Source organism: Streptomyces sp. NBC_00637 (genome assembly GCF_045161545.1).
GTDB lineage: Bacteria > Actinomycetota > Actinomycetes > Streptomycetales > Streptomycetaceae > Streptomyces.
In genome coordinates this window covers 109,019-126,559 of record NZ_CP109048.1, presented here as the reverse complement: position 1 = coordinate 126,559, position 17,541 = coordinate 109,019, and the positions used below count along the sequence as shown (strand labels likewise).

Below are 17,541 nucleotides of genomic sequence, written 5' to 3'. Positions count from 1 at the left end.
GGCAGCTCGACGGGCGGTATGACAGCGGGCCGCGAACCCAGTGGTGGCACACTGGGTCCGGCTGCGGCACGTTTCTCACCCGCGCAGGAGATTCACCACATCGAGCGATGTCTCCCGTGCTTCTAGAGCGGGGTGGCGTCCGCCATCTCGGTGGTGGCGGTGAACACGAAGTCGTCGCCCTGGAGCGCGTTGACGCGCACCGTGCGACTGCCGTCCCGGGCCGACGCGGTCTCGGCGACCGGCTTGGCCTCGATCCAGCATGGTTCGTCGAACTCGACGTAGCGGTTGAAGGCGACGTCCATCGATGCCGGCATCATCCCGATCGAGGACGGTTGCATGGCCTGGCCCGCCTGTCGCACCGACTCCAGCAGCAGCATCCCGGGCACGTGATCGACGGCGTGGTCGAACAGCACCGGATGCCCGGTGTCCACGCGCAGCTGCCAGCGTCGCGGCTGCGGCGTCGGCGCGAGGACGATGTCCTGCAACCGGTGGCGGTTGACCTCGGTCCGCGCGACGGGCCGGGGCGGCTTGGGCGCGTCCGCGAACACGGCGGCTACGCCCGCACGCCCCGCGCGCAGGCGCCGGTACACGGCGGGGGAGTGGCAGCCGAAGCGCGTGCTGACCACGGCGAGGAGCGCACCGTCACGGACCACCTCGATGTGCATGGACATCGAGGCGGGCAACGACCGGGAGAAGCGTATGTCCGAACAGGTGACGTGCAGTTCGATCTCGGCAGGTCTGAACTCCACCCCCATCGCCTCGAAGTTGACCGCGTACTGGAAGCGCGACCAGCTCAACTGGTGGCCGAACGGCACGTCGTAGGCGACGTGGATGAGCAGAGGAAACGTTTGACGCACGGTCTCGCAGAGCAGCAGTGGGTCGTACAGACCGTTCTCGCAGCTGTAGAAGCTGTGGCTGCGGGGCCACTGGGCGTTCACCTTGAACGCATCGGGGCCGACCTTCGCCCAGCTCGTGAGGAACACCTCCGCGAGAGCGGCTCGGTGCACGTACTCCTTGGCTACGGTCGTGGTCAGGTTCGGTCTGTCGGCAAGAGCACTTTCTGTGGTGACGAGCATGCCGGTCCCCCCGGGGCGTGCGTGGTGGAAGCCCCCTGCCTACCGGCCGAAGGCGTTGGTCTGTAAAATAAGGGTGTTCGTTTTTTTTGTCGAGAGCGATCGAGGCGAGTAATGGGTGAGCCGAAGCAGGAACGGGCGGTGAAGACGCGGGAAGCGATCCTGCATGCGGCCGCACAGATCTTCGACGAGTGCGGATACAGCGGAGCCAGCATCAGCAAGATCATGGCTCGGGCGAACGTGACGCAAGGCGGGATGTACTTCCACTTCAAGTCCAAGAAGGGCCTGGCCCAGGCCGTGCTGGCGCACCAGCAGGACTTCGTGCACTTCTCCACGGAATCGGCCGGACTGCAGAAGCTGATCGACCTCTCGTTCGGCCTCGCGTACGAGCTGCAGAGCAACGTGCTGTTCCGGGCCAGCGTCCGGCTCGCCGTCGAGCAGGGCGAGTTCGGCCTGCGCGACGACACGGCCTACCAGGAGTGGGTCAACGAGTTCTACGGGCTGCTGTGCGAGGCGCGCGGACGGGGCGAGCTCCTGCCCGAGGTCGACGAACGCGAGTTCGCCAACGTTCTCGTGGGCGCCTACAGCGGTACGCAGATCTTCTCCAACGTCTCGAGCGGACGCGCCGACCTGCCCGAACGCCTCGTGTCGATGTGGCGCTACTTCCTGCCCGGTGTCGCCACCCCGCAGGCCAGGGCACGGTTCAGGCTGCCGACGAACGTGCAGCGGCTCGCCGCGTGAGACCGGTGCGGGTGGTGCTGACGGGCGCCACCGGTTTCATCGGCTCGGCGGTGTTGCGCGAACTTCTGCGCCGGGGCGACGGGTCCGACGCCCCGGACGTCGTTCGTGCGACCGTGCGGGTACTGGGCCGTCGTCCGCCGGACACGGCCGACGGCGGGGCCTTCGAGTGGGTGCGCGCCGACCTGGCGCGTCCCGAGACGCTGTCCGGTGTCTGCGAAGGCGCCGACGTGCTGCTGCACATGGCCGCCGCGATCGGATCCGACGCCGCCGAGTGCGCCGCGGTCAACCGGTTCGGCACGGCCGCGCTGATGGAGGAGGCCACCCGGGCCGCGGTGGGCCGCATCGTGCACCTGTCGACAGCCGCCGTCTACGGCCCCGGCCCCCACCGGGGGATCGGCGTCGACGAGGTGTCCCCGGCGCCCGTCTCGGTGGTGAGCCGGACCCGGCTGGCGGGCGAGGCGCACGCCCTGGCCGCGGGGGCGACGGTACTGCGCCCCGGGTTGGTGCTCGGCGCGGGGGACCGCTGGGTCGTCCCGCTGCTCGGCGACTGCCTGCGCGCCGTGCCCGCCGTATGGGACGGCGGACGGGGGAGGGTGTCGGCGGTGGCCGTGGAGGACCTCGCACGGCTCGTCACCCGCCTCGGTCTCGCTCCCGGCCGGGCCGGCGGCCGCCGGATCTGGCACGCCAGTCACCCCGAACCGGTGCGCGTCGGCGATCTGCTGACCACGCTCGCCCACCACGGGGTGCTGCCGCCGGTGTCCGCGAACGTGCCCTGGCAGGAGTGCCTGGCCATGCTCCGCGCGGCCGAGACCTCCGTACGCGAGCGCCAGTTCGCCCTCGTCGCCACGGATCACTGGTACGACAGCCGTGACGTCTGGGAAGCCGCGGGGTGCGCCGCGGGCCCCACACCACTGGCGCGGCTGGCGGGAGCCGCCGCCTGGTACCGGTCGGCTCTCGCTGCCCGGCCGGCCGCCTGACACCGTGTCATGCGGTGGTCTCGGGTTCCGGGGACGGAGCCGGCCTCGCCGCCTCCGCCGTGCTCCCCAGCACGATCAGCGGGTCCTCGGCCGGGTGCGCGGCCTCCGGCGCCGGGGCGGCGGACACCCCCGCGAGGGCCAGGTTCCACACGCGCTTGAGACGCTCGATCGTGCTGCCGAACTCGGTCTCGGTCCCGATCTTGCTGCGGATGTACGCCTCCGCCCCGCTGGTCAGATGCTCGACCAGGGTCACCATGTCCGCGGGCGGCGCACTCTCCTTCAACTGCCCGGCGGCGTACGCCTGTTCCAGCAGGTCCCGCACGGCGGGCAGCCACGCCTCCGACCAGGATGCCGTGCCCGGACGTTCCCGGCCCAGGCGGACGGCGGAGCGCACCGAGGGCTCCTCCTCCATCAGCCGGGCCAGTTCCAGGGTGAGATCGACGACCTGACACAGCGCCGGCTGCGAGGTGGTGGCCCGGGCTTCGAGGGCGGCCAGCGTGACGGAGCGCCCTTCGAGCTGTACGGCGTCGGCCAGCTCCTGCTTGGTCGGGAAGTGGAACGTCACCGCTCCGATGGAGATGCCGGCCAGTTGGCTGATCTGTGACAGCGAGGTGCCGTCGTAACCGGCCCGGTCGAACTGGACGGCAGCCGCCTTGATGACGGCCGCCCGGGTCCGCAGGGCTCTTTCCTGTTTCACCATGTCGTCTCCCCGAGAGGGTTCGCCGTCGTCGAGGACCCGGTGGGCGCACCCGCGGCGATGGCGTGTTCCGGCCGCGAGGGCGGCCCTTGCGGTGCGCGGGCGGGCTCCCGGCCGCCGCCGGAGCGCAGGTGGGAGCGGCTCCGGACGGGCGGCCCCAGACCCGGGCCGCGAGGGGCCGGGCCGGCCGACTTGGCGAAGTACATACGGCAACTCCCCTGAGTCGCGAAAAAAAAGAGGGTGTTCGCTATTATTTTAGCGCGGACAGCAGCCGCAGGTCGATCAGGGAGGGGAACTTGCCATGGCTGGACGAGCGTTGGCGCACACGGGCACCTCGATACCGGTCTTCACCGAGCGGATCTTCGAGGGCCTGCCGCGAGCCGATCAGCGGCGATGGGCCCACGCCTACGTACAGGCTCTGCTGACCACCCCCGGCAAGAAGTCGGTCCGGCGGCTCGCCGAGACGATCTCCAGCTCGCCCGCCACCTCCCAGTCCCTGCACCAGTTCGTCAACGCCAGCCCCTGGGACTGGAACCCGGTCCGCACGGAGCTGGGCAGATGGGCGGAGCAGCAGGCGGCCCCGATGGCATGGGTGGTCGACCAGGCGGTGCTGCGCAAGCGAGGGGAACACTCCTGCGGCGTGCACCGCCGCTTTCTGCCCGCCACCGGCCGGTCGGTCACCTGCCAGGTGGGCATCGGCGCGTTCCTGGCCTCGACGGGACCGACCGTGCCGGTCGACTGGCGTCTGCTGCTGCCGGGTTCGTGGACCAGGGACCCCGAGCGCCGCCGGCGCGCCAGGATCCCCGCGGACGCGGCCCTGCGCACGGCGGAACAGCACGCCCTCGACCTGATCGACTCCCTCGCCCAGGGCGCCGGGACGGCGTCCCTTCCGGTCGTCTGCTGCCTGGACCCGGCCACCGGCTTCGGCGTACGGACGCTGCTGCACGGACTCGCCCTGCGCGGCCGCGATTTCGTCGCTCCCGTGCCCGGCAACCTCCAGGTGATGGTCGGCCGCCACCTGCGGCTGCAGCGCTCGCAGAGCGGCGACGGCCACGGCCTGGTCCTCACGGCGGGCGCCCTCCTCGGGGCGGGCGGGGGCATGTCGGCCCACACCGAGATGGTGGCCCCCCGGGACGGCGGCGGCCGGCACACGACGGTCGTCTCCAGCTTCGTACGCCTTCCCGGGCAGGGTCTGTCCGGGCCGCACGCCCAACGCACCTACCGGCTGCTGGCCTTCCGGCCCGAGGGCGAACGGCGTCCGGCGCAGTTCTGGCTGACGAGCCTCGTCCACGCCCGTACGGAGTCCGTGCTCGCACTCGCCCGGATGCTGCCCCGCGCGGGGGAGGCCGTACGGGACATGAAGGACGGCTTCGGCCTGCTCGACTTCGAGGGCCGCTCCTACCCGGGCTGGCACCACCACATGACGCTCGCCTCGGCCGCCTACGCCTACAGCCGCTTCCATCTGCCGGCCGGTGCCCCGGCCGAGCGCCCGCTGCTGGCGGCCGCGTGAACACCGCCGAACACCGCGCTGTTCACGGGCAGCCACCGCGAACGCCTCGAACCCGTCGGAAAGTTCACCGGAGCCCAGTGTGATCACATGCTGAGATATACGTACGAGGGGCAGGACTGCAACCTCGCCCGGACGCTCGAGGTCATCGGCGAACGCTGGACGCTGCTGATCATCCGCAGCGCGCTGCTCGGCACCAGCCGCTTCGAAGGCTTCCTGGAGAGCCTGGACATCGCCAGGAACGTGCTGGCCGCCCGGCTGACCCGGCTGGTCGACCAGGGTGTCCTGGAGCGGGTTCCCTACCAGGACAAACCGGTCCGCCACGAGTACCGGCTCACCCCGGCCGGCAGGGACCTCACCTGTGCCGTCCTCGCCCTGATGCAGTGGGGCGACCGCAACCTGCCGCAGGAACTGGGCCCGCCCCGGCGCGCGGACCACATCGGCTGCGAGAGCCCCGTGCACGCGGAACTGCGCTGCGCGCAGTGCGGACGGGCCGTGCACGACGAGGAGGTCCAGGTGCGCCCGGTGCGCTGAACGCGCGGAGCGCACGGCCGAAGATGCCCCGCGTCGTCCGGCTCGCCCACGATGACTCGTCGGCCGCCGGTGGAGCGGCTCGTACGAGGAGGCACACATGCCCGTACTGGGAGCCCTGCGCAGGCAGCTGATGGCCCCGTCCCTGGAGGAAGTCAGTTTCTCCGGCCGAGGCTTCGCCGTGGAGGCCACCGGGAGCACCCGGAAGCTGGAAGCCGTACCGCAGGCGGTCGTCACCGGTTTCGAGTGGGGCATCGAGGACCGGGACCTCGCCACCACCGAACGGCGCCTCGCCCTGATCGACCCCGAGCAGCGCGGCTTCGCCTACGAGGGCGCCACCATGGCCTGCGCCATCCGAGACGCGATGGGACCGCGCCGCGACCGCACCCGGGGCCTGCTCACCGGCGGCGGCAAGCGGCACATCTTCCTGAACTACATCGGCATCGGCTTCGCCATGGCCAAACTGCCGCGCCCGCTGTGGAAGAAGCTCGTGCCCGACCTGTCCGGCGGCGAGTACTACCCGGAAATGAGCTGGCTCTGCGTCGACGGCTACGGCTTCGACCGCGCCTACTTCGACACCGACACCTGGGTGAACAAGCAGCGCCTGGACACCCCCTACGCCTGGGACGGCGACGCCTCCTACTGGCAGCGCGCCTTCGACCAGGGCGTCGGACGCGCCCTGTGGTTCATCCACGGCGGCCACGCGGAGCATGTCCGCGCGGCCGTGCACGCCTTCGCCGGGGAGCGGCAGCCCGATCTGTGGAGCGGTGTCGGCCTCGCGGCGACCTTCGCCGGCGGGAGCACCCCGGCCGATCTGGTCACGCTGCGCCAGGAGGCGCGCGACCACCGGGGGCACCTGGCGCAGGGGTCCGTCTTCGCGGCCAAGGCCCGCCACCACGCGGGACACGTGCCGGAGCACACCGCCGCCGCCGTCCAGGCCTTCGCCGGGCTGTCGGCCGAGGCGGCCGCCCGGCTCGCCGACGACTGCGCTCCGCTCGCGCCGGGGACGGCCACCGGACCCGCGTACGAGGTCTGGCGGCGAAATGTACGTGACCAAATCGCTTCGGACTCCTTTGTAGAGCACGTATGAAGTAGACGGGTCACCCGTCCCCCTGGCTCAATTTGATCCGCTGGCTCATTCATGGATCTGAGAGGGGCGGGTTACCGTCGTGGCCACAAGTTTTGGCGTTTTGCGGCGCCGGTTGTTCACACCTCCTATTTCGGAAACGACCATGGAGGTGCGAGGATTTCACGTAAAGAACGCGGAAGCGAAAGCGCGGCTCGAAAGAATCGGTGAGATCTTTCTCCAGGGCTACGCCTACGCGATGGAGGCGTCCTCGGCGGCCGAGAGCGAGGAGATGCTCGAGACGGTCCCGCGGGACATGCGGGGCTTCGCCTACGAGGGCGCCGGGATGGGCGCCGCGGTCCACGACTCGCTCCCGGGCCACAACGGCCGGCTGGCCGGCCTCCTGGCCGGCCGGGGACGGCACCACGACTACATGATCTACGTCGGCATCGGCTGGGCGATGGCACGGCTGCCCAAGCCGCTGTGGCCCGACATCCGCACCACCGACCCCCTGCTGCGCTGGCTCGCCCTGGACGGATACGGCTTTCACCAGGCGTACTTCAAGACCGACGCCTACGCCCGCACGCCCGAGGTGCAGCATCCCTTCCGCTGGCGCGGCGGTCACAACCACTACACGCCGAACGCCATCGACCAGGGCATCGGCCGCGCGCTGTGGTTCGTCGGCGGCACCGACCCCGACGTCGTCACCGACCTGATCCGGGCCTATCCCGAGCGCCGCCACGCCGACCTGTACGCGGGCGCCGGCCTCGCCTGCACCTACGCGGGCGGGGTGGACGAGGGCGAGCTGCAGCGCTTCGTGGACGGCGCCGGTGAGCATCGCTGGGCGCTTGCCCAGGGCTCCGCGTTCGCCGTCGAAGCACGCGTCAAGGCGGACACCGTCATCGAGCACACCCACCTCGCGGCCCGCGTCGTGTGCGGCACGACAGCGGAGCAGGCCTCGCGGGTCTGCCGGGAGCGCAGGCCGTCCGACGGCGGCCGGGGAGCCTCTCCCACCTACGAGACCTGGCGGCGTGACGTCGCCGCGGACCTCGCGTCCTTCTCCTCCCTCTCGCTCGCCCGGAAAGGTGCCGACCAGTGACGGTCACGAAGAACTGGGTACGCAGAAACTCTCCGGGAATTGTCGCCCTCGCGCTCATGGTGGGGACTTTCTACGCCGTGCAGCTTCCCCAGTCGTCGGCCGCCGAGGTCGATAAACTGGCGAAGAACTTCGCATTCGAGCCGCTCTCCATAGCGATGCCCGCCGGATTCGAGAAGCAAGAGGTCCGGAAGGTCAACAAGGCGTACAAGCACATCGAGGCGTGGATTTCCTCGGTCGGTGCCGGGATCGCCCTCAACGACCTCGACCAGGACGGACTGCCGAACGACCTGTGCGTCACCGACCCGCGCATCGACCAGGCGGTCGTCACTCCCGCGCCGACCCGAGGGAAGGCCTACGAGCCCTTCGCGCTCGACCCCGCCCCGCTCGGCACCAGCACGACGATGGCCCCGATGGGCTGTGTGCCCGGCGACTACGACGAGAACGGGTCCATGGACCTCCTCGTCTACTACTGGGGCCGCACCCCCGTCATCTACCTCAACGAAGGCGTGAAGGGCAGGCCGCTGACCGCGGACTCCTTCCGGCCCACCGAACTGTTGCCCGGAAAGCCCGGCGAGAAGTACACCGGACCGCTGTGGAACTCCAACACCGCCGCCGTCGCCGACTTCGACGGAGACGGCCACGAGGACATCTACGTCGGCAACTACTTCCCCGACAGCCCCGTCCTGGACCCCTCCAAGGACGGCGGCGTCACCATGAACGACTCCCTCTCGCACGCCCAGAACGGCGGCGGCGGCCACTTCTTCCGCTGGACGAAGGACGGTTACGAGAAGACCGACGACGCCATCCCGCAAGGCATCGACAAGGGCTGGTCACTGGCCATCTCGGCCGCCGACCTCGACGGCGACCGGCTGCCGGAGGTCTACCTCGCCCACGACTTCGGCACCTCGGCCCTGCTGCACAACGTCTCCACCCCGGGCCGCATCAAGTTCAGCGAGGTCAAGGCCGAGCACACCGGAACCGTCCCCAAGTCCAAGGAACTGGGCCGCAGTTCGTTCAAGGGCATGGGCGTCGACTTCGGGGACCTGAACCATGACGGCCTGTTCGACATGTTCGTCAGCAACATCACGACGTCGTTCGGCATCCAGGAGTCCAACTTCGCCTTCGTCAACCAGGCCGGCAGCAAGGCCGAACTGCAGGGCGACTTCCTGGACGGCGTGGCCCCCTACAAGGACGAGTCCTCCTCCCTCGGGCTCGCCTGGTCGGGCTGGGGCTGGGACGTGAAGATGGGCGACTTCGACAACGACGGGAACCTGGAGATCACCCAGGCCCTCGGCTTCGTCAAGGGCAAGAAGAACCGCTGGCCGCAACTGCAGGAACTCGCCACCGCCAACGACGCCCTGGTCCGCAATCCCGCGTGGTGGCCCAACGTCAAGCACGGCGACGACCTGGCGGGCAGCCAGCGGATGCGCTTCTTCGCCAAGGACGAGGAGACCGGCAGGTACGCCAACCTCTCCCAGGCACTCGGCATCGGTGAGCCCGTCCCGACCCGCGGCATCGCCACCGCGGACGTCGACGGCGACGGCCGCCTCGACATGGCGGTCGCCCGGCAGTGGGGCGAGCCCGTCTTCTACCGCAACACCAGCAAGAACGCCGGTTCCTCCGTGGACCTGACACTGACCCACCCCGACGGCGCACCCGTCGTCGGCGCCGAGGTCTGCGTCGAACTGCCCGACGGCACGATGCGCGTCGCCCGCGTCGACGGCGGCGGTGGGCACTCCGGCAAGCGCAGCACCGACGTGCACATCGGCCTGGGCAAGGGCGTTCAGGGTCCGCTGTCCGCACTGCTGACCTGGCGCGACCGCAACGGCGATGTCCACGAGCAGAAGCTGCGGATCGAGCCCGGCCGGCACGCCTTCGAGCTCGGCACCCAGGCCAAGGAGAAGTGATCATGCCCTCGTCCCAGACCGCCGCCCCACGCCACACCCTGAAGGTCGTCACCGCGCTGCGCAGATTCGCGATCTCGATCTCGGTGCTCAACGTCTTCGGCTACGCGGTCCTCGGCTTCGAACAGCCCTGGACCTGGCCGTTCATCGCCCTGGCCACCGCGTACTCGCTGGAGATCGCCCTGGAGGCGATCAGCGCGCACACCGACGGCCGTACCCCCCGCTTCCGGGGCAACGGCTTCAAGGGCCTGATGGAGTTCCTGCTGCCGGCCCACATCACCGGGCTCGCGGTGAACATGCTCTCCTACGTCAACGACGTCGTCTCGGTCATGATCTTCGGCGTCGTCGTCGCCGTCGGCGCCAAGTGGGTGTTCAGGGCCCCGGTCAAGGGGCGCATGCGGCACGTCATGAACCCCTCGAACTTCGGCATCGCCGTCATCCTGCTGCTCTTCCCCTGGGCCTCCATCGCCCCGCCGTACCAGTTCACCGAGTACCTCGACGGCGGCTTCGACTGGCTCGTCCCGGCCATCATCCTGAGCCTCGGCACGATGCTCAACGCCAAGCTCACCGAGCGCATGTGGCTCATCCTCGCCTGGGTCGGCGGCTATGCCCTCCAGGCCGTCGTGCGCGGCCTGCTGTTCGGCACGTCCATCCCGGCGGCCCTGGCGATGATGACCGGCGTGGCGTTCGTGCTCTTCACGAACTACATGATCACCGACCCCGGCACGACCCCGTCCTCGAAGTGGGGTCAGATCGCCTTCGGCGGCGGTGTCGCCACCGTGTACGGCGTCCTGACCGCCATGAGCATCGCCTACGGCCTCTTCTTCGCCACCGCACTCGTCTGCGCGATCCGTGGCGCCTTCCTGTGGACCGCGGACATCGTGGCCCGCAGGCGCGCCGAGGAGGCGCTGGCCCTGGCCGCCGTCGAGCACGCGATGAACCAGGACACGCCGGCCTGCGACTGCCCGGCCGGCGCCTGCGCCTGCGCGGCCGCGGCCGAGACCCGAAAGGTCCCGGTGACCGCATGACCAGAATCGCCGTCGTCGGGATGGCGTGCCGCTATCCCGACGCCACCTCACCGACCGAGCTGTGGGACAACGCCGTCGCCGGGCGACGCGCCTTCCGGCGGCTGCCCGACGTGCGGTTGAACCTGGACGACTACTGGGACGCCGACCCGGCCACCCCCGACACCTTCTACGCCCGCAACGCCGCCGTCATCGAGGGCTACGCGTTCGACCGGATCGCCCACCGGATCGCGGGCAGCACCTACCGTTCGACCGACCTGACGCACTGGCTCGCCCTCGACACCGCCGGGCGGGCCCTGGCCGACGCCGGCTTCCCCGGCGGCGAGGGCCTGCCGCGTGAACGCACCGGCGTGGTGGTCGGCAACACCCTCACCGGCGAGTTCTCCCGCGCCAACGTCATGCGGCTGCGCTGGCCGTACGTACGGCGGGTGATGGCCGCGGCCCTCGCCGGCCAGGACGGCTGGGACGACTCCCGTGTCGCCGGATTCCTCGACGACGTCGAGGACGCCTACAAGGAACCGTTCCCGGCCATCGACGAGGACTCGCTCGCCGGCGGACTCGCCAACACCATCGCGGGCCGCATCTGCAACCACTTCGACCTCAACGGCGGCGGGTACACCGTCGACGGCGCCTGCTCCTCGTCGCTGCTGTCGGTCACCACCGTCGCCACCGCGCTGCTCTCCGAGGACATCGACGTCGGCGTCGCCGGCGGCGTGGACCTCTCGATCGACCCCTTCGAGATCATCGGCTTCGCCAAGACGGGTGCGCTCGCCAAGCGGGAGATGAAGCTCTACGACCGCGACTCCAACGGCTTCTGGCCGGGCGAGGGCTGCGGAATGACCGTCCTGATGCGCGAGGAGGACGCACTCGCCGGCGGCCACCGCATCTACGCCACCATCGCGGGCTGGGGCGTCTCGTCGGACGGACAGGGCGGCATCACCCGCCCCGAGGTCAGCGGCTACCGGCTGGCCCTGCGCCGCGCCTACGAGAGAGCCGGCTTCGGCATCGAGACGGTCCGGCTGTTCGAAGGACACGGAACCGGAACCGCCGTCGGCGACGCCACCGAGCTCACCGCACTCACCGAGGAACGCGCCGCCGCCGACCCCGACGTCCCCGTCGCCGCCATCACCTCCGTCAAGGGCATGATCGGCCACACCAAGGCCGCCGCCGGGGTCGCGGGTCTGATCAAGGCCGTCATGGCCATCGACACCGAGACGCTCCCGCCCTCCATCGGCACCGTCGACGCGCACGAACTGCTCACCGGCGAGCGGGCCAACCTCAGGGCACTGCGCAAGGCGGAGCCCTGGCCCGAGGACGCGCCGCGCCGCGCGGGCATCACCGCCATGGGCTTCGGCGGCATCAACACCCACGTCGTCCTCGACGAACCCGCCCGCCGGCGCCGCCCGGCCGCCGATCGCCGGCCCGCCGAGCACGCGGCCTCCCCGCAGGACTGCGAACTGCTGCTCCTGGACGCCGACTCGCCCCGCGCCCTGCGCGCCCGGATCACCGAGGTCGCCGACTTCGTGGCCCGCGTCTCCTACGGGCAGGTCGCGGACCTGGCCGCCACCCTCCAGCACGAACTGCGCGGCAGAAAGCACCGCGCGGCGGTGGTCGCCTCCTCCCCGGAGGACGCCGAACGGCGCCTGCGCCACCTGGCCGGGCTGCTGGAGACCGACGAGGGCACGCGGCACACCGCCGCGGACTCGCGCAGCTTCCTCGGCACGGTCGCCGGACCGGGCCGCATCGGTTTCCTCTTCCCGGGGCAGGGCTCCGGGAAGGGCACGGGCGGCGGCGCGCTGCGCCGCCGTTTCGCGCAGGCCGCCGACGTGTTCGACCGGGCCGACCTGCCCACCGACGGCGACATGGTCGCCACCGACGTGGCCCAGCCGCGCATCGCCACCGGATCGGCCGCCGGCCTTCGCGTCCTGGACGCCCTGCGCCTGGAGGCGGTCGTCGCGGTCGGCCACAGCCTCGGTGAACTCTCCGCCCTGCACTGGGCGGGCGCCCTCGACGAGCGGACGCTCCTGGACGCGGCACGCGTACGGGGCCGGGCCATGGCCGAGCACAGCGCCTCGGGAGCGATGGCCTCCCTGTACACCTCCGCCGAGCGGACCCGCGAACTCATCGCCGGCCTCGACGTGGTGATCGCCGGGTACAACGGCCCCGAACAGACCGTGATCGCCGGCCCGCCCGAGGCGATCAGCGCGGTGGAGCGCATGGTCGGGGCGTCCGGCGTGGGCTGCACCCGGCTCGCGGTCTCGCACGCCTTCCACTCGCCGCTCGTCGCCCCGGCGGCGGAATCGTTCGGCGGCTGGCTCGCCGACGCGCCCCTCGGGCCCGTGAACGGCAGGGTCGTCTCCACCGTCACCGGCACCGAACTCGCCCCGGACACCGACCTGTGCGCGCTCCTGAGCCGGCAGATCACCGCCCCCGTCCGTTTCACCCAGGCGGTGCGCGAAGCGGCCCGGCACGTCGACCTGTTCGTCGAGGTCGGCCCGGGACGAGTGCTCAGCGGCCTCGCGCAGACGGCCACCGGTGTCCCCGCCGTCGCCCTCGACACCGACGACGAGTCGATGCGCGGCGTTCTCCAGGTGGCCGGCGCCGCCTTCGTCACCGGTGCGCCCGTCGCGCTCGAGCACCTGTTCAGAGGCCGGCTGATCCGGCCTCTGCGGCTCGGGCAGGAGTTCTCCTTCTTCGCCAGCCCCTGCGAGCAGGCGCCCCGGGAGGTGGCGCCCGCGCGCCGCGCGCCGCGCACCGCGGCCGTCCCGGCGGACCCGTCCCTCTCCCCGCCCCCGTCCGCGCAGACCGCGGCCGTCGCGGTGTCCGCCGTCTCCGTCTCCGCCGGCGTCCCGGGCGAGCCGCCCGCCGTCGCCGAGGACACGACCGCGGCGCAGGAGGCCGAGCGGGAACCGGCCCTGGACATGCTGCGGGCCCTGGTCGCGGACCGGGCCGAACTCCCGGTCGAGCTCGTGGACCCGGACAGCCGGCTCCTGGACGACCTGCACCTCAGCTCCATCACCGTCGGCCAGATCGTCAACCAGGCGGCCGCCCGGCTCGGCGTCGCCCCGACGCAGCTGTCCACCAACTTCGCCACCGCGAGTCTCGCCCAACTCGCCGAGGCCCTCGACACCCTGGTCGGCACCGGCGCCGCGGCGGCCCAGGGCGCGGCGGTCCCCGTGGTGGCGGGCGCCGCCCCGTGGGCCCGGGCGTTCGCCGTGGATCTGGAAGACGTGGCGGCACCCCGCCCGGGCGCCGCCGAGGACGACGGTGACTGGGAACTGTTCGGCTCCGGCGACGGAACGTTCCGCCAGGACCTCAGGGCGGCGCTGCGCGGCGCCGGCGCCGGTCGCGGCGTCCTCGCCGTCCTGTCCCGCGGCTGCTCCCTTCGCGAAGTGGACGACGTCCTCGCCGCGGCCAAGAGCGCCCTGGCCGGAGACCAGGAGCGGCGGTTCGTCCTGGTGCAGGAGGACCGCGGCGCGGCCGGCCTCGCCAAGACCCTGCACCAGGAGGCCCCGCACCTGCGCACCACGATCGTCCACACCGCGCTGACCGACGACGCCGTGGGCCGGGTCGTGGCCGAGGTCCGGGCGACCGACCGGTTCAGCGAGGTCCACTACGACGAGAGCGGGGTGCGGCGGGTGCCCACGCTGCGTGCTCTGCCGGTCGAACAGCAGAGCACCGATTTCCCGCTGGACGCCACGGACGTCCTGCTGGTCACCGGCGGCGGCAAGGGGATCTCCGCCGAGTGCGCCCTGGCCGTCGCCCTGAAGACCGGGGCGAAACTGGCCGTGCTCGGCCGCTCCGACCCCGCCGCCGACAGCGAACTCGCCGAGAACCTCGAGCGGATGGCCGGCAGCGGGGTGAGCGTGCACTACGCGCGCGCCGACGTCACCGCCGCCGGACAGACCGCGGCGGCCGTCGCCGAGCTGGAGCGGAACCTGGGCACGATCACGGCCGTCCTGCACGGCGCCGGCCGCAACGAGCCGGCCGCGCTGTCCGAGCTGGAGGCCGAGGACTTCCGCCGCACGTTCGCCCCCAAGGTCGACGGCCTGCGCACCGTCCTCGACGCGGTGTCCACCGACACACTGAAGCTGCTGGTCACCTTCGGAAGCATCATCGGCCGGGCGGGCCTGCGCGGCGAGGCCCACTACGCCACGGCCAACGAATGGCTGGCGGCCCTCACCGAGGACGTCGCCCGCGCCCACCCGCGGCTGCGCGCCCGGTGCATGGAGTGGTCGGTGTGGTCGGGCGTGGGCATGGGGGAGAAGCTCTCCGTCGTCGAGTCGCTCTCCCGCGAGGGCATCACGCCCATCTCGCCGGACCAGGGCGTCGCGATCCTGCTGCGCCTGATCTCCGACCCGGACGCGCCCGTCGTCACGGTCGTCAGCGGCCGCACCGAGGGCATCGAGACCGTCCGCCGCGACCTGCCGCCGCTGCCGCTGCTGCGGTTCACCGGCAACCCGCTGGTGCGCTACCACGGCGTCGAGCTGGTCACCGAGGCCGAACTGAACGCGGGCACCGACCCCTACCTCGCCGACCACCTGCTCGACGGCAATCTGCTCCTGCCCGCCGTCATGGGGATGGAGGCGATGACACAGGTGGCGACCGCGGCGACCGGCTGGAGCGGCACCCCGGTCATCGAGGGAGCGCAGTTCCTGCGTCCCATCGTGGTGCCGCCGGACGGCAGCCTGCGGATCCGTGTCGCCGCCACCGTCACCGGCCGCGACACCGTCCACGTCGCCGTGCACGCCGAGGACACCGGCTTCGTGGCCGAGCACTTCCGCGCCCGGCTCGTCTTCGACGGCAGCCGGGCTCCGGACGGGCCGCCCGACCAGGTCCCCGAGGGCACCTCGGTGGTCCCGCTCGACCCGGCCGCCGACCTCTACGGCGACCTGTTGTTCCAGGGCGCGCGCTTCCAGCGGCTGCGCCGCTTCCACCGCGCCGCCGCCCGCCACGTCGACGCCGACGTCGACGTGCAGCGCGAGCCCGCGGGCTGGTTCGCGGGCTACCTGCCGGGGCAGCTGCTGCTGGCCGACCCGGGGATGCGCGACGCCCTCATGCACGGCAACCAGGTCTGCGTGCCCGACGCCACGCTGCTGCCCTCCGGCGTCGAGCGGATCCACCCGCTCGGCTCCGGCGGCCACGTCCCCGAGCGGCTGCGGTACACCGCCGTGGAACGCAGCCGGGACGGCGACACGTATGTCTACGACATCGCCGTGCGCGACGAGAACGGCACCGTCGTCGAGCGCTGGGACGGGCTGACACTGCACGCCGTACGCAAGACCGACGGGTCCGGCCCCTGGGTCGCCCCCCTGCTCGGTCCCTATCTGGAGCGCACGCTCGAGGACGTCCTGGACGCCCGTATCGCGGTAGCCGTCGAACCGCACGGCGCGAAGCCCGCCGGATCGGTGACGCAACGCCGGGGCTTCACCGCGGACGCGGCGGCCCGTGCCCTGGGCACGCCCGTGACGGTCGGTCACCGACCCGACGGGCGCCCGGAGCTGGAGACGGACCGGCACCTGTCGATGTCCGCGGCGCACGGTCTCGGGGTGACGCTCAGCGCGGTGTCCCGTGCGCAGGTCGCCTGCGACATCGAGGCGGTCAGCATGCGCTCGGACGCCGAATGGCGGGGGCTCCTCGGCGACCACGCCCCTGTGGCCCGCCTGGTCGCCAAGGAGACGGGCGAGGCGCCCGACACCGCGGCCACCCGGGTCTGGAGCGCCGTCGAGTGCCTGCAGAAGGCCGGGATCATGGCGGGGGCGCCGCTGACCGTGCTGCCCCGGCGCAAGGAGGCGTGGGTGGAGTTCACCGCCGGCGGCATCCGCATCGCCACCTTCGTCACCGCGCTTCGCGACGCCCTGGAGCCCGCGGTCTTCGCCTTCCTCGTGCACGAAACCGACCGAACCGAAGGGCGGCCCTAGACCATGACGCGGGATTACTTCGAGTACCGGCACACCGTGGGTTTCGAGGAGACCAACCTCGTCGGCAATGTCTATTACGTCAACTACCTCCGATGGCAGGGGCGTTGCCGGGAACTCTTCCTGTATCACAAGGCGCCCGAGGTGCTGGCGGAGGTACAGGACGATCTCAAGCTGTTCACGCTGAAGGTGGACTGCGAGTTCTTCGCCGAGATCACCGCATTCGACGAGTTGTCCATTCGCATGCGGCTGTCCGAACTGGGCCAGACGCAGCTCGAGTTCACCTTCGACTACGTCAAGATCACGGGCGGCTCCGAGGTCCTGGTGGCCCGCGGCCGCCAGCGGATCGCCTGCATGCGCGGGCCGAACACCCACACGGTGCCCTCGCTCATACCCGAGGCCCTGGCCCGCGCGCTGGAGCCGTACCGGGCACGGGTCACGTCCCTGACGGGACAGAGCGCATGAGCGCCCTGGCCGCCGCGCCGCCGTGGGCCGCCTCGGCGGACGACACCACGCGGCTGCGGCGGGCCTTCGGGTCGTTCGCCACCGGGGTCACGGTGGTCACGGCCGGCGGCGCCTCCCCCCGGGGGATGACCGCCAACTCGTTCACCTCGGTCTCCCTCGATCCGGCGCTCGTGCTGTTCTGCGTCGGCAGGGAGGCCGCCATGTACCGCAGCCTCGCCGAGTCCGGCTCGTTCGCGGTGTCGGTGCTGGCCGCGGGGCAGGAGGACGTGGCCCGGTACTTCGCCGACCGCTCTCGTCCCGCGGGCGTCCGGCAGTTCGACGCCGTGGACTGGCTGCCGGGCCACAGCACCGACGCGCCCCTGATCGCGGGCGCGGCGGCTCACTTCGAATGCGCGAAGTGGCGCACGTACGACGGCGGCGACCACGTGGTCTTCCTGGGCCGGGTGCTCGCCCTGGACGAGGCACCCGAACGCGAGCCCCTGGTCTTCCACCAGGGCCGCTTCCGGCAGTTCGCCGACCGTACCCCCGAGGTGTGACA

Annotated in this window: 13 protein-coding genes; 11 read left to right on the top strand and 2 right to left on the bottom strand. The window is 71.6% G+C overall.

Going from position 1 to position 17,541, the window contains the following annotated elements; translation table 11 throughout:
- Positions 1-122: 122 nt before the first annotated feature.
- Positions 123-1,076 carry a ScbA/BarX family gamma-butyrolactone biosynthesis protein gene (locus tag OG440_RS41115; RefSeq protein ID WP_331739414.1) on the bottom strand — a complete coding sequence of 318 codons (954 nt, stop codon included), beginning with the start codon at positions 1,074-1,076 and terminating at the stop codon, positions 123-125.
- Between the two features lie 111 nt (positions 1,077-1,187).
- On the opposite strand from OG440_RS41115, the gene OG440_RS41110 reads away from it, so the two are divergent.
- Positions 1,188-1,814: a ScbR family autoregulator-binding transcription factor gene (locus tag OG440_RS41110; protein WP_331739412.1), complete on the top strand. Its 627-nt coding sequence runs from the start codon at positions 1,188-1,190 to the stop codon at positions 1,812-1,814.
- Positions 1,811-2,791, top strand: coding sequence for an NAD-dependent epimerase/dehydratase family protein (locus OG440_RS41105; RefSeq protein ID WP_406011660.1), 981 nt, complete (start codon positions 1,811-1,813; stop codon positions 2,789-2,791). The genes OG440_RS41110 and OG440_RS41105 overlap by 4 nt, the downstream gene beginning before the upstream one ends.
- 7 nt (positions 2,792-2,798) lie before the next feature.
- On the opposite strand, the gene OG440_RS41100 is transcribed toward OG440_RS41105, so the two are convergent.
- Positions 2,799-3,491, bottom strand: a complete 693-nt coding sequence (locus OG440_RS41100) for a TetR/AcrR family transcriptional regulator (RefSeq protein ID WP_331739407.1) — start codon at positions 3,489-3,491, stop codon at positions 2,799-2,801.
- Between the two features lie 298 nt (positions 3,492-3,789).
- On the opposite strand from OG440_RS41100, the gene OG440_RS41095 reads away from it, so the two are divergent.
- The 9 genes from OG440_RS41095 (at position 3,790) to OG440_RS41055 (ending at position 17,539) form a co-directional block, all read left to right on the top strand.
- Complete coding sequence (locus tag OG440_RS41095; RefSeq protein WP_406011659.1) at positions 3,790-4,998, top strand: IS701 family transposase; 1,209 nt, start codon at positions 3,790-3,792, stop codon at positions 4,996-4,998.
- 87 nt (positions 4,999-5,085) lie between these two features.
- Positions 5,086-5,529 carry a helix-turn-helix domain-containing protein gene (locus OG440_RS41090; protein ID WP_331739401.1) on the top strand — a complete coding sequence of 148 codons (444 nt, stop codon included), beginning with the start codon at positions 5,086-5,088 and terminating at the stop codon, positions 5,527-5,529.
- 97 nt (positions 5,530-5,626) lie between these two features.
- Positions 5,627-6,616, top strand: coding sequence for a DUF1702 family protein (locus OG440_RS41085; protein ID WP_331739399.1), 990 nt, complete (start codon positions 5,627-5,629; stop codon positions 6,614-6,616).
- A 79-nt stretch (positions 6,617-6,695) separates the two neighbouring features.
- Entirely contained in the window at positions 6,696-7,691 is a 996-nt protein-coding gene (locus OG440_RS41080) for a DUF1702 family protein (RefSeq protein ID WP_331739396.1), read from the top strand.
- 56 nt (positions 7,692-7,747) lie between these two features.
- A complete protein-coding gene (locus OG440_RS41075; protein ID WP_331739394.1) occupies positions 7,748-9,598 on the top strand; it encodes a CRTAC1 family protein in 1,851 nt (616 codons plus the stop codon).
- A gap of 2 nt (positions 9,599-9,600) precedes the next feature.
- A complete protein-coding gene (locus tag OG440_RS41070) occupies positions 9,601-10,623 on the top strand; it encodes an enediyne biosynthesis protein (protein WP_331739392.1) in 1,023 nt (340 codons plus the stop codon).
- Complete coding sequence (locus OG440_RS41065) at positions 10,620-16,541, top strand: type I polyketide synthase (RefSeq protein WP_331739389.1); 5,922 nt, start codon at positions 10,620-10,622, stop codon at positions 16,539-16,541. The genes OG440_RS41070 and OG440_RS41065 overlap by 4 nt, the downstream gene beginning before the upstream one ends.
- Before the next feature lie 3 nt (positions 16,542-16,544).
- Positions 16,545-17,003 carry an acyl-CoA thioesterase gene (locus OG440_RS41060; RefSeq protein ID WP_331739386.1) on the top strand — a complete coding sequence of 153 codons (459 nt, stop codon included), beginning with the start codon at positions 16,545-16,547 and terminating at the stop codon, positions 17,001-17,003.
- Positions 17,000-17,539 (top strand): flavin reductase family protein, encoded by a 540-nt coding sequence (locus tag OG440_RS41055; protein ID WP_331739384.1) that lies wholly within the window; start codon positions 17,000-17,002, stop codon positions 17,537-17,539. Before OG440_RS41060 ends, OG440_RS41055 begins: the two co-directional genes overlap by 4 nt.
- Positions 17,540-17,541: the final 2 nt, after the last annotated feature.

Coding starts and splice junctions, on each gene's coding strand:
- OG440_RS41065 (WP_331739389.1), top strand. CDS start 10,620: ATGACCAGAATCGCCGTCGTCGGGATGGCGTGCCGCTATCCCGACGCC.
- OG440_RS41090 (WP_331739401.1), top strand. CDS start 5,086: ATGCTGAGATATACGTACGAGGGGCAGGACTGCAACCTCGCCCGGACG.
- OG440_RS41115 (WP_331739414.1), bottom strand. CDS start 1,076: ATGCTCGTCACCACAGAAAGTGCTCTTGCCGACAGACCGAACCTGACC.
- OG440_RS41085 (WP_331739399.1), top strand. CDS start 5,627: ATGCCCGTACTGGGAGCCCTGCGCAGGCAGCTGATGGCCCCGTCCCTG.
- OG440_RS41070 (WP_331739392.1), top strand. CDS start 9,601: ATGCCCTCGTCCCAGACCGCCGCCCCACGCCACACCCTGAAGGTCGTC.
- OG440_RS41075 (WP_331739394.1), top strand. CDS start 7,748: ATGGTGGGGACTTTCTACGCCGTGCAGCTTCCCCAGTCGTCGGCCGCC.
- OG440_RS41055 (WP_331739384.1), top strand. CDS start 17,000: ATGAGCGCCCTGGCCGCCGCGCCGCCGTGGGCCGCCTCGGCGGACGAC.
- OG440_RS41110 (WP_331739412.1), top strand. CDS start 1,188: ATGGGTGAGCCGAAGCAGGAACGGGCGGTGAAGACGCGGGAAGCGATC.
- OG440_RS41095 (WP_406011659.1), top strand. CDS start 3,790: ATGGCTGGACGAGCGTTGGCGCACACGGGCACCTCGATACCGGTCTTC.
- OG440_RS41060 (WP_331739386.1), top strand. CDS start 16,545: ATGACGCGGGATTACTTCGAGTACCGGCACACCGTGGGTTTCGAGGAG.
- OG440_RS41100 (WP_331739407.1), bottom strand. CDS start 3,491: ATGGTGAAACAGGAAAGAGCCCTGCGGACCCGGGCGGCCGTCATCAAG.